At 41.7% G+C, this 16,159-nt stretch carries 11 protein-coding genes; 7 read left to right on the top strand and 4 right to left on the bottom strand.

Annotated features, from left to right (window positions below; translation table 11 throughout):
• Positions 1–10 precede the first annotated feature (10 nt).
• On the bottom strand, positions 11–1,108 hold the full coding sequence (locus tag NOS7107_RS12255; RefSeq protein WP_015113294.1) for a cysteine synthase family protein: 1,098 nt from the start codon (positions 1,106–1,108) through the stop codon (positions 11–13).
• 501 nt (positions 1,109–1,609) lie between these two features.
• Between NOS7107_RS12255 and rppA the strand changes: the two genes are divergently transcribed.
• Both rppA and rppB read left to right on the top strand, forming a co-directional pair.
• Complete coding sequence (rppA, locus tag NOS7107_RS12250) at positions 1,610–2,314, top strand: two-component system response regulator RppA (RefSeq protein WP_157374218.1); 705 nt, start codon at positions 1,610–1,612, stop codon at positions 2,312–2,314.
• Positions 2,301–3,644, top strand: coding sequence for a two-component system sensor histidine kinase RppB (gene rppB, locus NOS7107_RS12245; RefSeq protein ID WP_015113292.1), 1,344 nt, complete (start codon positions 2,301–2,303; stop codon positions 3,642–3,644). The genes rppA and rppB overlap by 14 nt, the downstream gene beginning before the upstream one ends.
• Before the next feature lie 282 nt (positions 3,645–3,926).
• Here the strand turns inward: rppB and NOS7107_RS12240 are convergent, their stop codons facing one another.
• Entirely contained in the window at positions 3,927–6,083 is a 2,157-nt protein-coding gene (locus NOS7107_RS12240) for a polyribonucleotide nucleotidyltransferase (RefSeq protein ID WP_015113291.1), read from the bottom strand.
• 640 nt (positions 6,084–6,723) lie between these two features.
• On the opposite strand from NOS7107_RS12240, the gene NOS7107_RS12235 reads away from it, so the two are divergent.
• From NOS7107_RS12235 to NOS7107_RS12225, 3 genes are read left to right on the top strand one after another with little or no spacing between them, the layout of a single operon-like run.
• Complete coding sequence (locus NOS7107_RS12235; RefSeq protein ID WP_015113289.1) at positions 6,724–9,936, top strand: DEAD/DEAH box helicase; 3,213 nt, start codon at positions 6,724–6,726, stop codon at positions 9,934–9,936.
• 38 nt (positions 9,937–9,974) lie between these two features.
• Positions 9,975–10,811, top strand: coding sequence for an SWIM zinc finger family protein (locus tag NOS7107_RS12230; protein ID WP_015113288.1), 837 nt, complete (start codon positions 9,975–9,977; stop codon positions 10,809–10,811).
• A 40-nt stretch (positions 10,812–10,851) separates the two neighbouring features.
• Positions 10,852–11,154 (top strand): CU044_2847 family protein, encoded by a 303-nt coding sequence (locus NOS7107_RS12225; RefSeq protein ID WP_015113287.1) that lies wholly within the window; start codon positions 10,852–10,854, stop codon positions 11,152–11,154.
• A 179-nt stretch (positions 11,155–11,333) separates the two neighbouring features.
• Here NOS7107_RS12225 and psbC read toward each other — a convergent pair whose 3' ends face one another.
• Entirely contained in the window at positions 11,334–12,722 is a 1,389-nt protein-coding gene (psbC, locus tag NOS7107_RS12220; protein ID WP_015113286.1) for a photosystem II reaction center protein CP43, read from the bottom strand.
• Positions 12,706–13,764, bottom strand: coding sequence for a photosystem II D2 protein (photosystem q(a) protein) (gene psbD / locus NOS7107_RS12215; RefSeq protein ID WP_015113285.1), 1,059 nt, complete (start codon positions 13,762–13,764; stop codon positions 12,706–12,708). Before psbD ends, psbC begins: the two co-directional genes overlap by 17 nt.
• A 450-nt stretch (positions 13,765–14,214) precedes the next feature.
• On the opposite strand from psbD, the gene NOS7107_RS12210 reads away from it, so the two are divergent.
• Positions 14,215–14,811 (top strand): photosystem I assembly protein Ycf4, encoded by a 597-nt coding sequence (locus NOS7107_RS12210; protein WP_015113284.1) that lies wholly within the window; start codon positions 14,215–14,217, stop codon positions 14,809–14,811.
• A gap of 168 nt (positions 14,812–14,979) precedes the next feature.
• Positions 14,980–15,771, top strand: coding sequence for a peptidylprolyl isomerase (locus NOS7107_RS12205; RefSeq protein WP_015113283.1), 792 nt, complete (start codon positions 14,980–14,982; stop codon positions 15,769–15,771).
• Positions 15,772–16,159 lie beyond the last annotated feature (388 nt).

The following is a 16,159-nucleotide window of genomic DNA, read 5'->3' as shown; positions in this document are numbered from 1 at the left end:
TTTTTCAGCACTACTTAAAATAAAGGGGAGTTAGTGAAGCGATCGCATCCTCAAGATGTGAGTGTTGTTTCAGAGTAAATCCATGACGCTCAAGCCAATCGGCATCATACACTGTCTCAAGATATCTGTCCCCTCGGTCTGGATTGATCATCAGAATCCGCGCACCCTCGCCCAGTTCATGCGCCAGATGCAAGCCACCAGCTACAATTGCCCCTGTTGATGCACCCAGAAGCAATCCCTCACGACGTGCAAGGGCGTGACAGACTGAATAAGCTAAATCTTCTGGTACTATGTAAGCGCGATCGAGTAGCGAAAGATCGAGATTTGGTGGAAAGAAAGATAAGCCAATGCCCGTCATCTTGTATGGTTTTGCTGGCGTTCCCATAATCACTGAACCCACCACATCAACACCAACAATGCGTATGTTTGGGAATCGCGGTTTCAGATAACGAGCTATTCCCATTATTTGTCCCGCCGTACTCACACCAACTACTACAGCATCAAGCTCATCAGCAAAGTGAGCTTCAATTTCCCGCGCAGTGTAATACGAATGTGCCTCAGTATTCAAAGGATTCAAGTGCTGACATGGATACCAAGCATCGGGAATAGTGGCTGCAAGCTCTTTTGCCCGTTTCATTCGTGCCTTTTGCATAGATCCCGATTCGTCTGCTTCATGTAGCGGGACATCGACAAGTTCAGCACCATACGCTGTCAACATTCGCCTAAAGGGCGGAGGAGTTTTCGCATCGACGACAATCATCACTCGATACCCTCGGACTGCTCCTACCATTGCCAATCCTACACCGAAATTTCCTGAGCTGGACTCGATAATCGTACCACCAGGTATAAGCAACCCTTCCTCCTCTGCACGCGTCACGAGGTAAACTGCATTTTTTTCCTTAATTGATCCACCGGGATTACAACTTTCCAATTTCAAGAAGCATTCTGCGATCGCACAGACAGGAGAAATATTTCTGAGTTTGACAATCGGAACATTACCTAAAGCCTGGGTAACATCAGTAGCCGTAGTATTTTTCCATTTACTATGGTTGCTCCACTGAGGGCTGAAAACGCTTTCCAAGAATGAAGATTTTGCCAAATAATTCATATTAATTACCCAAAAATTTAAAAATTATTACAAATTCTCATAGCTATATGAACTTGTTCATTGGATTTGATTTTATTGCAATATAACCACTACATTGTTTTCTTTAAAACAAGAGGAATAACTATTGCTTGTATAGTTCATTTCTTTTTGAATCTATTCAATTTGCTTAAAAATAAATAGTAATTATGTTGGAATCGATAAATATATAGGTAAGCATTTCAAGTATGCCCATAAAAATATTGATATCCATTACGGAATTGACATATTTTTATGTTGAAGGATAAATATGAAATCAAGATGAAATTTTTTATTGAATCTTGAAACTCCATAAAAATCAGTAGGTATTATTGTTTTTGTTAATTAATTGACTTGAAACATAAAATATCTAATATTTTCATCCTAATTTCATAAATTTCTGCAACCCTATTAATAGGGGTATCCCTATGGGGAACTATGCTAAAATTACAAACTTATAAAGAACTTTTAAATACCCAATTTGATATGAGGGTGCTACTAGTTGAAGATGAGCCGGATTTGGGGGCTGCTATTAAGCGTACTTTAAATCAACAAAAGTACCTAGTTGACTGGGTTATGGATGGGAATGACGCATGGACTTACTTAGAAAATAGTTCGGCGCAATATACAGTAGCGATTCTTGATTGGATGCTTCCAGGAATTAGTGGTTTAGAATTGTGTAAAAGAATGCGTTATAAAGGTAATCCTCTTCCTATCCTGATGCTAACTGCTAAAGATAGAATGGAAGATAAAGTTGCCGGACTAGATGCAGGTGCTGATGACTACTTAGTAAAACCCTTCGGTATGGTGGAACTGCTGGCAAGATTGCGGGCTTTACAGCGTCGTTCTCCACACTTACAACCTCAACAATTAACTGTTGGTAATTTGACTCTAGATTGTGGCAACAGTACAGTTGTTAGACAAAATACAACAGGTGAACAGCAAAGCATTCCATTAACTAATAAAGAATTCCAACTATTGGAATATTTCATGAACCATCCTAATCAGATTGTTACGACTGAGCAAATTCGTAATCAAATTTGGGAAGTTAATGCGGAGTCTCGCAGTAATGTAGTGGCAGCGCAAATACGTTTGTTACGTCGTAAACTCACGAGTAACGACTGTCCTAATCCAATTGAAACTTTGCACGGTATGGGGTATCGTCTTAAGTTCTCAGATGAATCAAAATAAATTGTTTAGGCTTACCCGTGTTCGTTTAGCTCTGTATTACGCTATTGTTATGGGTTTGATTTTAAGCCTATGTGCCTTTGGCTTTTACAGGTCTGTGTTTCATGCTCATGTGGTAGCTTTAGACAATGAAATTGAGACTGTAGCTGGGACACTGCACGACAGTATTGAACTAAAACTTCAGTCACCTGGACGTTTAGAACCATTAGTAAATCAGTTATTTCCAAATACAGGTAACTGTAGAATTGGGGCTACTAATTGTATTCAAGAACAGCCGCATCCTAAACGTCATCTTCTTGGTATTGTGACTAAGACTAGCTACTATATACGATTTTTTGATAGTTCAGGAAATTTAATTGCTAATGCTGGTTATTATCCAGAGGGATTACCTAATATTTTTAATCAAAAAACTTGGCAATTTCTCAAAGATAGCAAAGGCAACGAATATCATCAAATTACTCTATCTCTGCATACCCAAAATTATCAGGATTGGGGATACATGCAAGTAGGGCGAAGTCTAGAAGAGTTTAATCACTATTTGGATAGTGTCAAGCTAATTTTGATATTAGGGCTGCCGATGGCTATGGTTATGATTGCAGGTGCCAGTTGGTGGTTGTCAGGATTAGCGATGCAGCCAATTTATCAATCATATCGACAAATTCAACAGTTTACAGCCGATGCCGCACATGAATTACGAACGCCTTTAGCTGCGACAAGTGCAACTGTAGAATCAGCACTTTTAATGCCAGAAATAGATGAACAAGAAACACGAGATATATTGCAAACTATACAGCGTCAAAATCAGAGGTTAACAACTTTAGTTGTTGACTTATTGATGTTAGCACGTTTAGATAGGCAAGCTCAAAAGTTACAGCACGAAGTTTGTTGTTTAAATGATATTGTTAGCGATTTAATTGAAGAATTTGAAGCGATGGCAAATGCCGCAGAGGTAAAGCTGATATCTTCAATTCGAGTTCAGCAGAATCTGAATATTATGGGGAATTCCGATCAGTTTTATCGGTTGGTTTCCAACTTAATTGTCAATGCAATTCAATACACACCCAAAGGAGGGGAAGTAACAGTTATCTTAGAACACAATGATAATTATGCTATCATTAAAGTCCAAGATACAGGCATTGGTATTCCACAACATGAACTGACTAGAATTTTTGATCGCTTTTATCGAGTAAGTAGCGATCGCTCTCGTAACACTGGTGGTTCTGGATTAGGATTAGCTATTGTTCAAGCAATTGTTCAAGCACATCAAGGCAAATTAAATCTACAAAGTGAATTGGGTAATGGTAGTACTTTTATAGTTCAATTACCCAGATAACATGAGTTTCCCAACCAAGCTACCCACCATCAAAAAAAATCTATCGTTCCAGACTGGAAAATTTTGTAATATTATTTAGCCTGCGTGGTGCGCGAAGCGCGATAGGCAGGCTTTGTTTTAATAGCCGCGAGTTGACTCATTCGGCTCATTTTTTATTTTTATGTAACCGCAAATTTCTTCATACGGTTCCTTTGACTTGCACAAAACTTTTAAAAAAGCTACGGCGATGCCTACAACAAAGGCATCGCGGATTTTAGAGAATATCTAAAATCCCAAATCGATTTATCGATTTACTGCCGCAGCTTCTCTCGCCGCAGCTGCTTGGTCTGGATGGATACCCAAACGTGTGAGATTGATTCGTCCTTTACCGTCAATCTCGCGCACTTTGACAATCACTTCATCACCAACTGCGACTTCATCTTCAACTTTACCAACGCGGTAGTCAGCAAGTTGAGAAATGTGGATCATCCCTTCCTTACCGGGTAGGAATTCTACAAATGCACCTATTGGGATAATTCGCGTAACGCGACCTGCGTAGACATCCCCTTCATGCAGCTTGCGGGTCATCCCTTGGATGATGTTCCGGGCTTTTTTGGCTTTGCTTTCATCAACGGCAGATATGGTAACAGTACCATCATCTTCAATGTCGATTTTGGCACCAGTTTCTTCGGTGATACCTTTAATTGTCTTACCGCCAGGGCCGATGACTAAACCAATCATGTCTGGGTCAATCTTGATAGTCAGCAGTCGGGGCGCGTAGGGTGATGTTTCTGTGCGTGGTTGGTCGATAGTTTGGAGCATTTTCTCCAAGATGTGCAACCGTGCATCTTTGGCTTGGTGAATGGCTTGGGCTATGGTTTCCAAAGACAAACCAGAGATTTTCATATCCATTTGTAAGGCTGTAATTCCGCTATCTGTGCCGGCAACCTTGAAGTCCATGTCACCGAGGAAGTCTTCAATGCCTTGAATATCAGTCAAAACGCGGACTTCATCACCTTCTTTAATCAGACCCATTGCCGCACCGCTGACGGGTTTGATAATCGGTACACCAGCATCCATGAGGGCGAGGGTAGAACCGCAGACTGAACCCATTGAGGTGGAACCGTTGGAAGAAAGTACTTCTGAAACGATCCGAATCACGTAAGGAAATTGTTCTTTGGGTGGCAGTATTGGCAAAATAGCCCGTTCTGCTAAAGCTCCGTGACCGATTTCCCGTCTACCAGGCGCACGCATTGGCTTGGTTTCGCCAACGGAGAAGGGAGGGAAGTTGTAATGGTGCAGGTAGCGCTTGGATTGGTCTGTTTGCAGGTCATCATTGAGGTTCTGGGCATCACCAGGAGTACCAAGGGTACAGTTGGATAATACCTGAGTTAGCCCGCGGTTAAATAAACCACTACCGTGGACGCGTTTTGGTAAGACACTAACTTGACAAGAAACAGGACGTACTTCATCAAGTTTGCGACCATCAACGCGGATATTATCTTCCACGATTTGACGGCGCATGAAATATTTGGTGATTTCTTTAAAAGTCTTACCAAGTGCTTTGGGATCACTCGTCGCAGCTAGGCGAACGGGATCTTCTTCTGGTAGTTCAGCGATCGCCGTTTGGATAGTATCTTTAACTACATCTAAAGCTGCATCGCGTTCGGGTTTAGTGAATGTAAATTGAGACAGAATTTTCTTAATCTCGTCATTGGCGCGATCGCGAATATAATTTTCCAGGGTCTGGTCTACCTCTGGTGGTGCTTGGTGAATTATTTGCAAACCCAAGTCGGCAATGATATCTTGCTGCGCCTTAATTAAATCGCGTACCGCTTCATAGCCAAAATCAATCGCTTCGATAATATCTCGCTCTGGCAGCTGATTGGCTCCTGCCTCAATCATGATTACGCCTTCTGGCGAACCCGCTACAATCAAGTCTAAATCGCCAGCTTCAATTTCTGCATAAGTAGGATTAATAATGAAATCATCTCCTACTAACCCTACCCGCACGGCTGCCATTGGCCCGTTAAAGGGAATCTGAGCCAGCAACGTAGCGATGGAAGCACCTGTGACTGCTAGAACATCAGGCGGTACTAACTCATCCATTGATAATGTTAAAGCGATGACTTGCAGGTCATCCCGCAACCATGAAGGGAACAGAGGACGCAGAGGACGGTCTATCAGACGGCTGGTGAGAATTGCTTTTTCCGGTGGACGACCTTCCCGGCGCATAATCCCACCAGGAATTCTACCTGCTGCATAAAGTCTTTCTTCGTAATCTACTGTGAGAGGAAGAAAATCAATGCCTTCTCTGGCTTGTGATCTCGTAGCTGTTACCAAAACAGCTGTGTCCCCGGATTCTATCAAAACTGACCCACCAGCTTGGGGTGCTAGTAGGCCTAACTTCAGTCGAATATCCCGTCCATCAAAGGATATTGACTTTTCAACTTCTGCCATTCAGTTTTTTTTCCTTCTATGCACACTATTCTCTCTCTGTGGCAATCCTAACATTTATGCACTCTGGCTGGCTTCTGTTACATACAAAGATCAACAAGTTATTTCCTGCCAAATATATTACATGTTTACTCATCAAGCGGCAGTAAATTTGACGGCTTGCTTATCTTTTAGGATTGTCACAGGTAGAATATGCCTAATCATACTCAAAAGTCTACAAATTGCATATATAACAATCTATGTAATTTATCCAATACTGGTGGAACCAAGGAATACAAAGTAGATTTTTTTACAACTCCTCAACGGAATGAGACATTTCTTAAATCATCATTAAAATTAGAGGGAAACAATCTTTCACCAGTATGTAAACCTAGTTGTACAATAGTACCAACGTTACAAAAATAGCTGCACTAACCTCAACAAAATTAATATCTATTGAATCACTAAGCCAGCAATTATTTATCATGCGCAATGAAATTTTTAGCAGCTATTTAAATGGTATTTGTGGATAATTTAATAATTTATCAATGTCCCGGAATCTGAAATAAAAGTAAAAATTAGCAGAATTAATCTAGCCACAATAAAGGGCAATCATCCGCATTATTAAAAATATTTAGTTTGGTCAAAATTTGAGTAGTTAAAAATGGCGATTTTACACGGCAGTTGGGTCAGAAAAAATCAAAATAGTTGTTTATTTATCTGGGGAGAAACTTGGCGATCGCCGCAAGTTAATTGGGATATAACTCAATCTCCAGAAATACCACAACATCCATTAGCAATGACAGGAGTGGAGTTGAGTGAGTGGTTAGCAGCAAAGAATATAGCAATTACCAGCAGTAAACAACAGCAGGCACAAACTCAACCGCGATCGCGCAAAACCACAAAACCACCTGAAGCCAGTTTACCTACATATTCTCACATCATCGCCTTACCAACCCAAATTCTCGAAAACACCAAAGATAAAACATTCAACTTATTACCGGTGCATTCCGCCAGTCAAGATTTGGAATCTGGCGCGTCACCATACTTGCAACCTTGGCAAGTTGCAGGTTTTTGTCTCAATACTAGTGAAGCAATTAAATTTCTCCAATCTCTTCCTCTCAACATTACTAGTGGCAAAGATACCTTTTTAGCTGGAGATTTAAGATTTTGGTCGCAGGTAGCCCGTTGGAGTTTAGATTTAATTTCACGCTCTAAATTTTTACCAAATATTCAACAGCAAGCAGATGTTACTACAGATGCAGGATGGCAAGTGCTTTTAGACAGCGCTGTAGATAGCACTCGCTTAGAAAAATTCGCAGCGAAAATGCCACTGGCTTGTCGGACTTATCAAGAAATTGGGAATGGGGATATTTCTGTAGATTTGCCTGAATCTGCACAAGGATTAATTTTAGAATTTCTCAACAGCACAATAGATGTGCAAGTGCGGGAGATGGTTGGTAATCAACCGATCATTGAAGCCAGAGTGATGGCTGCTTTACCAGTCTCATTACGACAGTGGTTGCAAGCTTTAACTACTGCATCTAAAACTGTGGTTGCAGATGTAATTGGTGTAGAACGGTTAGAAGCAGCACTGAAAGCCTGGACTTTGCCATTACAGTCGGAAATAACAGGAAAGCCCCTATTCCGCACTTGTTTTCAATTAAATTCTCCCGGAATTGGCGAAACTGAATGGACACTAGCGTATTTTCTCCAAGCAGCTGATGATCCAGAGTTTTTGTTAAATGCTGCAATAGTTTGGCAAAACCCAGTTGAACAATTAAATTATCACAACCGCATCATTGATAAACCCCAAGAAACTTTCTTGCGCGGGTTGGGTTTAGCTTCTCGATTGTATGGTGCGATCGCCCCCAGCTTAGAAACAGAATATCCCCAATCTTGCCAGTTAACCCCGATTCAAGCCTACGAATTTATCAAATCCGTAGCTTGGAGGTTAGAAGATAGCGGTTTAGGTGTAATTTTACCGCCCAGTTTAACCAACCGCGAAGGCTGGGCAAACCGTTTAGGATTAAAAATTACCGCCGAAACTCCCAAGAAACAAAAGGAACGCTTAGGTTTACAAAGCCTACTAAATTTTCAATGGCAATTAGCGATCGGTGGACAGACAATTTCTAAAACAGAGTTTGATCGGTTAGTAGCTTTGAATAGTCCCCTGGTAGAAATTAACGGTGAGTGGGTGGAGTTGCGTCCCCAAGATATCAAAACAGCCCAAACATTTTTTGCTTCCCGTAAAGAACAAATGGCACTTTCTTTAGAAGATGCCTTGCACCTCAGTACAGGTGATACCCAAGTAATTGAAAAGTTACCAGTGGTGAGTTTTGAAGCATCTGGGGCATTACAAGAATTAATTGGGGCTTTAAGCAATAATCAGGAAATAAAACCCTTACCCACGCCAGCAAGTTTCCAAGGACAGTTGCGCCCTTATCAAGAAAGGGGTGCGGCTTGGCTGGCTTTTTTAGAACGTTGGGGTTTAGGTGCGTGCCTCGCCGACGATATGGGACTAGGCAAAACTATTGAGCTTATAGCGTTTGTTTTATACCTCAAAGAACAGGATTTACTAGAACAACCTATATTATTAGTCTGTCCCACTTCTGTTTTAGGTAACTGGGAACGAGAAGTGAGAAAATTTGCTCCCAGTCTAAAAGTAATGCAGTATCACGGTGACAAGCGCCCTAAAGGTAAGGCATTTGTTGAAGCAGTAAATCAGCATAATTTAATCATTACGAGTTATTCATTAATTCACAGAGATGTGAAATTATTGCAGACTATTTCTTGGCAGATAATTGTCTTAGATGAAGCCCAAAATGTCAAAAATCCTGATGCCAAACAGTCACAGGCAGTTCGACAGTTAGATGCCACATTTCGCATCGCCCTAACAGGCACACCAGTAGAAAATAGACTGCAAGAATTATGGTCTATTTTAGATTTTCTCAATCCTGGTTATTTAGGGAATAAACAATTTTTTCAACGGCGGTTTGCAATGCCGATTGAAAAATATGGCGATGCAGCTTCTTTAAATCAGTTACGTTCATTAGTCCAACCATTTATTTTAAGACGGTTAAAAACAGACCGCGAAATTATTCAAGACTTGCCAGATAAGCAAGAAATGACAGTATTTTGTGGTTTAACGACAGAACAAGCTGCACTTTATCAACAAGCAGTAGACAAATCTTTAGTGGAAATAGAATCTGCCGAAGGATTGCAACGTCGAGGCATGATTTTAGCATTGCTAACTAAACTCAAACAAATTTGCAATCACCCGTCCCAGTATTTAAAAGAAACAACATTAGCACAACATAATTCTGGTAAATTGCAATGCCTGGAAGAAATGTTAGATGTAGCGATCGCAGAAGGAGACAGGGCGTTAATTTTCACTCAATTTGCTGAATGGGGTAAGTTACTCAAACCCCACTTAGAAAAGCAATTAGGAAGGGAAGTATTCTTCTTATATGGCAGCACAGGTAAAAAACAACGTGAGGAAATGGTAGACCGTTTTCAACATGACCCACAAGGGCCGCCTGTGATGATTCTTTCTTTAAAAGCGGGTGGTGTAGGTTTGAATTTAACCCGCGCTAATCATGTATTTCACTTTGATAGATGGTGGAACCCAGCCATTGAAAATCAAGCCACAGACCGAGTATTTCGTATTGGTCAAACCAGGAATGTACAAGTACATAAATTTGTCTGTACTGGCACTTTAGAAGAAAAAATTCATGACATGATTGAAAGTAAAAAGCAACTGGCGGAACAAGTTGTGAGTGCTGGTGAAGAATGGCTAACAGAATTAGATACAGACCAACTACGTAACTTACTCATACTCGATCGCAATGCTTTGATTGACGAAGATGGGGAATAAGGCGGAGTATTTCTCAAATTAATTACTAGAGATTAATTATGACTAGTTATACATTGCAAGCAAGCCGGGAATGGTGGTCACAAAGATGGCTAGAGTTACTTGATTCTTATCGTTTTAAAAAACGCTTAGAACGCGCTAGAAATTATGCGCGGCAAGGTAATGTTCTAAATATTGAATTTAAAGGTGCGAAAGTATTAGCTAAGGTTCAAGGTAGTGAAGTTGAACCTTATAAAGTTTCTCTTTCTCTTGACTCTTTCAATGATGAAGAATGGGGCTATGTCATTGAAACAATGTCGAAAAAAGCATTATTCTCTGCCAAATTATTAGCAGGAGAAATGCCCCAAAATATTGAAGACGTTTTTACTACCAATGGTCTTTCATTATTTCCGTTTACCTTGGGTGATATTCATAGTCAATGTTCTTGTCCTGATAAAGTCAACCCTTGTAAACACGTTGGAGCAATTTATTATCAATTAGGTGACAGATTTAGCGAAGATCCTTTTGTGCTATTTCAATTAAGAGGGCGAACTAAAGAACAAATTATTAGCGATTTACGGAATTTACGCGGTGCTAAATCTGAAGCAAACACGGCTGCAATATCAGATGTTAAACTAGTGACTTCTCATCAGAAATCTTCAGTAAAACTTAACTCTTTTTGGGAATATCATGAGCCTTTAGATTCATCTCTAATAGTAATTACACCTAGTATGAGTGAGACAGTATTAGATGTTTTAGGGGCAATCCCTTTGGCTAAAACTGAAGAGGATGTAGTAAGTTTAAATTCTGGCGATGTGGTAATGAAATATTTAGATACTGTTTACAAAGATGTTAGTCAAAAAGCTGTTTTAGCAGCGATGAATGTGGGAGGCGGTTAAAGTTGGAGTCATTACAGCATGGATATGTATTTAAATTAACATGGAAATTCAAAGCAAAATTATTACAGTAGAACTTGCTGATGGTACTAATATTAAAGTTGAAGCGACAGTAATAGGCGATCGCAAATCGAATATTCAAGTGAGACATTTTAGCGAAGTCACTGAGCCACTAGCAGCACTTGTTAAAGAAATTGCTGAAGTATTAAATAAAGTTAAACCAGATAAAGCTAGTGTCAAATTTGGGATAGATATTGGCATTGAATCAGGGAAGCTTATACCTGTACTAGTGAAAGGTCATGATATAGGTAATCTGGAGATAACTCTAGAATGGAACCATTGTTGAGAATGGGTGTGAGGGTATAGGGGTGTAATTATTCAAAACCCTTACACCCCCATACCATACCCAGCCTCCACCGACAGACAATCTTTGTGCGTAACTCCTAATTCAAAGAAAAAGGCTCTTGTTATGAAACAAGAGCCTCTCAAAAATTTGATTGTCAGTGATGAAAAAAATATGTCAACTTAGTCAAGGTCGTTCATGAACATTACTGGTTCATTCTCACGGTCGATACCTTTCTCGAAACCACCAGCAGCAGCACGAGCGCGACCCGCGTGCCACAAGTGACCAATGAGGAAGAAGAAACCTAGTACGAAGTGAGAAGTAGCCAACCACGCACGAGGAGATACATAGTTGAAGGAGTTAATTTCAGTTGCCACACCGCCTACAGAGTTCAAAGAACCCAGAGGAGCGTGAGTCATGTATTCAGCAGCACGGCGAGCTTGCCAAGGCTGAATATCATTCTTGATTTTATCTAAGTCAAGACCGTTGGGGCCGCGCAGAGGCTCTAACCAAGGGCCTTGGAAATCCCAGAAGCGCATGGTTTCACCACCAAAGATGATTTCACCAGAAGGAGAGCGCATCAAGTATTTACCTAGACCTGTAGGGCCTTGTGCAGAACCAACGTTAGCACCTAAGCGTTGGTCACGGATTAAGAAGGTCAAAGCTTGAGCTTGAGAAGCTTCAGCAGCGGTAGGGCCGTAGAATTCGCTGGGGTAAACGGTGTTGTTAAACCACACCATGCAAGAAGCAATAAAACCCATCAGAGAAAGTGCGCCTAAGCTATAGGATAGATAGGCTTCACCAGACCAAATGGATGCACGACGTGACCAAGCAAAAGGCTTGGTGAAGATGTGCCAAATACCGCCAGCAATACAAATTAAGGCAATCCAAATGTGACCGCCAATTACGTCTTCTAAGTTATTGACGCTAATAATCCAACCTTCGCCACCAAATGGAGCTTTGATTAGATAACCGAAGATAACTGCTGGGTTTAAGGTTGGATTAGTGATGACGCGAACATCACCACCGCCAGGTGCCCAAGTGTCGTAGATACCACCGAAGAACATAGCCTTCAGGACAAGTAACAACGCACCACAACCCAAGATGATCAGGTGGAACCCGATGATGTTGGTCATCTTGTTCTTGTCTTTCCAGTCATAACCAAAGAAAGAAGAGTATTCTTCTAAGGTTTCTGGGCCGCGAACGGCGTGATAGATACCGCCAAAACCCAATACTGCGGAGGAAATTAAGTGAAGTACACCAACTACAAAGTAGGGAAAGGTGTCAATTACTTCACCACCAGGGCCTACACCCCAGCCTAAAGTAGCGAGGTGAGGTAGAAGAATCAAGCCCTGTTCATACATGGGCTTTTCTGGTACAAAGTGAGCAACTTCAAATAAAGTCATTGCTCCAGCCCAGAAGACAATCAAGCCAGCATGAGCAACGTGAGCGCCTAGCAGTTTACCAGATAGGTTAATCAAACGGGCGTTACCAGACCACCAGGCAAAACCTGTTGATTCTATGTCGCGTCCGCCGCCCATAACTGCGGGTCTATTAGAGAGCGTTACCACGAGGCAATACCTCCTCAGGGAATATAAATTGTTCGTGAGGCTGATCTTGAGGAGCCATCCAAGCGCGGATACCCTCGTTCAGCAAAATGTTTTTGGTATAGAAAGTTTCAAATTCTGGATCTTCGGCTGCCCGCAATTCTTGGGAGACGAAGTCATAAGCCCGCAGGTTGAGAGCTAAACCGACAATGCCAACCGCACTCATCCACAAACCTGTGACTGGTACAAACAACATGAAGAAGTGCAACCAGCGTTTGTTGGAGAAAGCAATCCCGAAAATCTGTGACCAGAATCGGTTTGCTGTCACCATTGAATAGGTTTCTTCTGATTGGGTGGGGTTGAAGGCGCGGAAGGTGTTAGCTGCTTCACCGTCTTCAAACAAGGTGTTTTCGACTGTGGCACCATGAATTGCACACAATAGCGCTCCACCAAGTACACCTGCTACTCCCATCATGTGGAAGGGGTTGAGTGTCCAGTTGTGGAACCCTTGTAAGAACAACAAGAACCGGAAGATGGCAGCAACACCAAAGCTGGGTGCAAAGAACCAAGACGATTGTCCCAAGGGGTACATCAGGAAGACGCTGACGAATACCGCGATTGGTGCTGAGAATGCTAAGGCGTTGTATGGACGGATGCCTACTAGTCGCGCAATTTCAAATTGCCGCAACATGAAGCCGATTAAGCCAAAGGCTCCGTGTAGTGCTACGAATGGCCATAATCCACCTAACTGAATCCAACGGGTGAAGTCCCCTTGCGCTTCTGGCCCCCACAACAGCAATAGGGAGTGTCCCATGCTGTCTGCTGGTGTTGATACTGCTACTGTCAGGAAGTTGCAGCCTTCGAGATAGGATGATGCTAATCCGTGGGTGTACCACGAGGTGACGAAGGTTGTACCGGTTAACCAACCGCCTAGTGCTAGGAAGGCGCAGGGGAATAATAATATTCCTGACCAACCTACGAATACGAAGCGATCGCGCTTTAACCAGTCGTCTAGTACGTCAAACCACCCTCTTCTACTGGGGGCGCGTCCTACTGCGATGGTCATCGGACTAAAATCCTCTTTTTACTAAAAATTTCAACGCTTTTGAGGAATAAACGTTTTTTTGGCAGTCTCAGTTGCTTTCAGGCTACTGAGTTTCTGAGAGGTTGCCGCCTCAGTAAGTTGGCTTTTCTCAGGCTTATGCCATTACACGTACCGTTGGCTAGTAACCTAGCTTGTGGTAACTTAATGATCCTTAACTTATCACATTAGTTCGGCTTTTTGCCCGAACTACGCAGGGAAATCCTGTATTGATCACAAACCTATTAAATAATAGGAATATCAGAATTTTTACAATCTGACACAACTTTTCTCAGAAATCTCAAAATTTTTAGAGAGTGGGGCAAAGTCAGGGGAATATACTTCGATTGCACTCAGTAAGCAGGGGGACAGGGAGTAAGGGAGAATAGTTATTGATGATTTATCAGGCAAGAAATCACAAGCTAAGGTACTTCTATGACGGCATCAACAACAATTGACAAAGGCGATTCACCAAATGGCGATCGCTCTTCTGCCAGTGTTTTACATCAAAAAGTCCTCGGTTCTCGTCGGTTGAGTAACTACTGGTGGGCAACTGTGGTGACTTTAGGAGCCACAGGCTTTTTGTTGGCAGGGATATCTAGTTATCTAAAAATCAATTTACTATTAGTCACCGATCCTACTCAACTGGTGTTCGTACCCCAAGGGTTAGTAATGGGATTGTACGGCACCGCTGGTGTACTTTTATCTTTTTATCTGTGGCTAATGATTTTCTTGGATGTGGGTGGTGGTTACAACGATTTTAATCAAGAAACAGGTACCCTCAAAATCTTTCGGTGGGGATTTCCCGGCAAAAACCGGCGCATTGAAATTGATGCTCGTATCCGTGATGTCCAATCTGTGCGACTAGAAATTAAAGAGGGTTTAAATCCGCGTCGTGCAGTTTACCTACGCCTTAAAGGTCGGCGAGATATTCCTTTAACCAGAGTAGGTCAACCACTGTCTTTGACGGAAATAGAAACAAAAGGCGCAGAGTTAGCCCGCTTTTTGCAAGTACCTTTGGAAGGACTTTAATTAAGTTAAAAGTAGAAAGGCAAAAGCTCAAAGAAAATAATCTTTTGCTCTTTGGGTGCGCCATTTGTTTTATGCCGGGAAATCCGTCCACCGCAATGGCTTACTTTTTACTTTTTAACTTTATTCACTTGAGAAGATAAGATACTCTGGTTGAGTCAGTACCTGAAAATGCGGTTAAAAGTGACAAAATTTTTAGTTACGTTCTTGATGGTTGCTGCTTTAATGTTGGGAGGATGTTCCACACAGCAAGTTGGTTCTAACTCCTCTTCTCCAGCAACAGCATCCCAGACAAGTACTACAACAACTACTGCTGAAGCAACGTCTGTATCTGAAACTACAAGTGAGAGTATCCCAGGAATGAACAATTTACCACGGCTCGAAGGTAAAGCTACTGTGGTGATGACGGTAAACGGTAAACCGATCACTATCGAAGTAGATGGCACAAATGCACCTATTACAGCCGGTAACTTTGTCGATCTAGTCCAAAAAGGCGTTTACGATGGTTTAGCATTCCATCGAGTAGTGCGTGATCCGCAACCATTTGTTGTTCAAGGTGGCGATCCCCAAGGGAAAGATCCAAAATTTCCTGCCAGCAGATTAGGGACAGGCGGTTATATTGATCCCAAAACTGGCAACGAACGCTATATACCTTTAGAAATCAAACCCAAAGGTGAAGCCAGCCCGATTTACAGTAAAACATTTGAAATGGCTAGGGTAACTACAACACCCGAATTAACTCATAAACAAGGCGCGATCGCAATGGCGCGATCGCAACAACCAGATTCAGCTTCTTCACAGTTTTACTTTGCGTTAGCTGATTTGGGTTTCTTGGATGGTAACTACGCTGTATTTGGTCAGGTCACTCAAGGTTTTGATGTAGTGAACAAAATTCAGCAAGGCGATCGCATTGAATCTGCTAAAGTCACTCAAGGCGCAGAAAACCTAAAAGTTCCTCAATAAATTGAGATGATTAGATCCCCCCAACCTCCCTTTTTAAGGGGGGCTAAGAGATTCTTAAAGTCCCCCTTTTTAAGGGGGATTTAGGGGGGATCAAGTATACTTATTTCCTTTCAATGACTCAATCAAATTTCCAATTAAAGGAAAATGTTTAATTACTCTTACTGTTAACTCGACAAAATTTTCTTCAGACAGACGGTCATCTTGTCGCAGTTGCAGAACGCCAATTAAGATCATAAATATAACAGTGCCGATAATGGTTTTTACTAGATTTCACCTCGGAATCTGATTTAGTGGCTTGGTTGCAACAGCAGCAATAAAATTTTATGTTACCAAGCGATCGCTCTTTTTTTTAGCGCACTTTGCAAACTTTGTGGTTTGTTAAAAGCGC

Origin of the sequence: Nostoc sp. PCC 7107 (genome assembly GCF_000316625.1) — a bacterium.
Classification (GTDB): Bacteria; Cyanobacteriota; Cyanobacteriia; order Cyanobacteriales; family Nostocaceae; genus Nostoc_B.
This window is presented reverse-complemented; position numbering and strand designations above follow the sequence as displayed.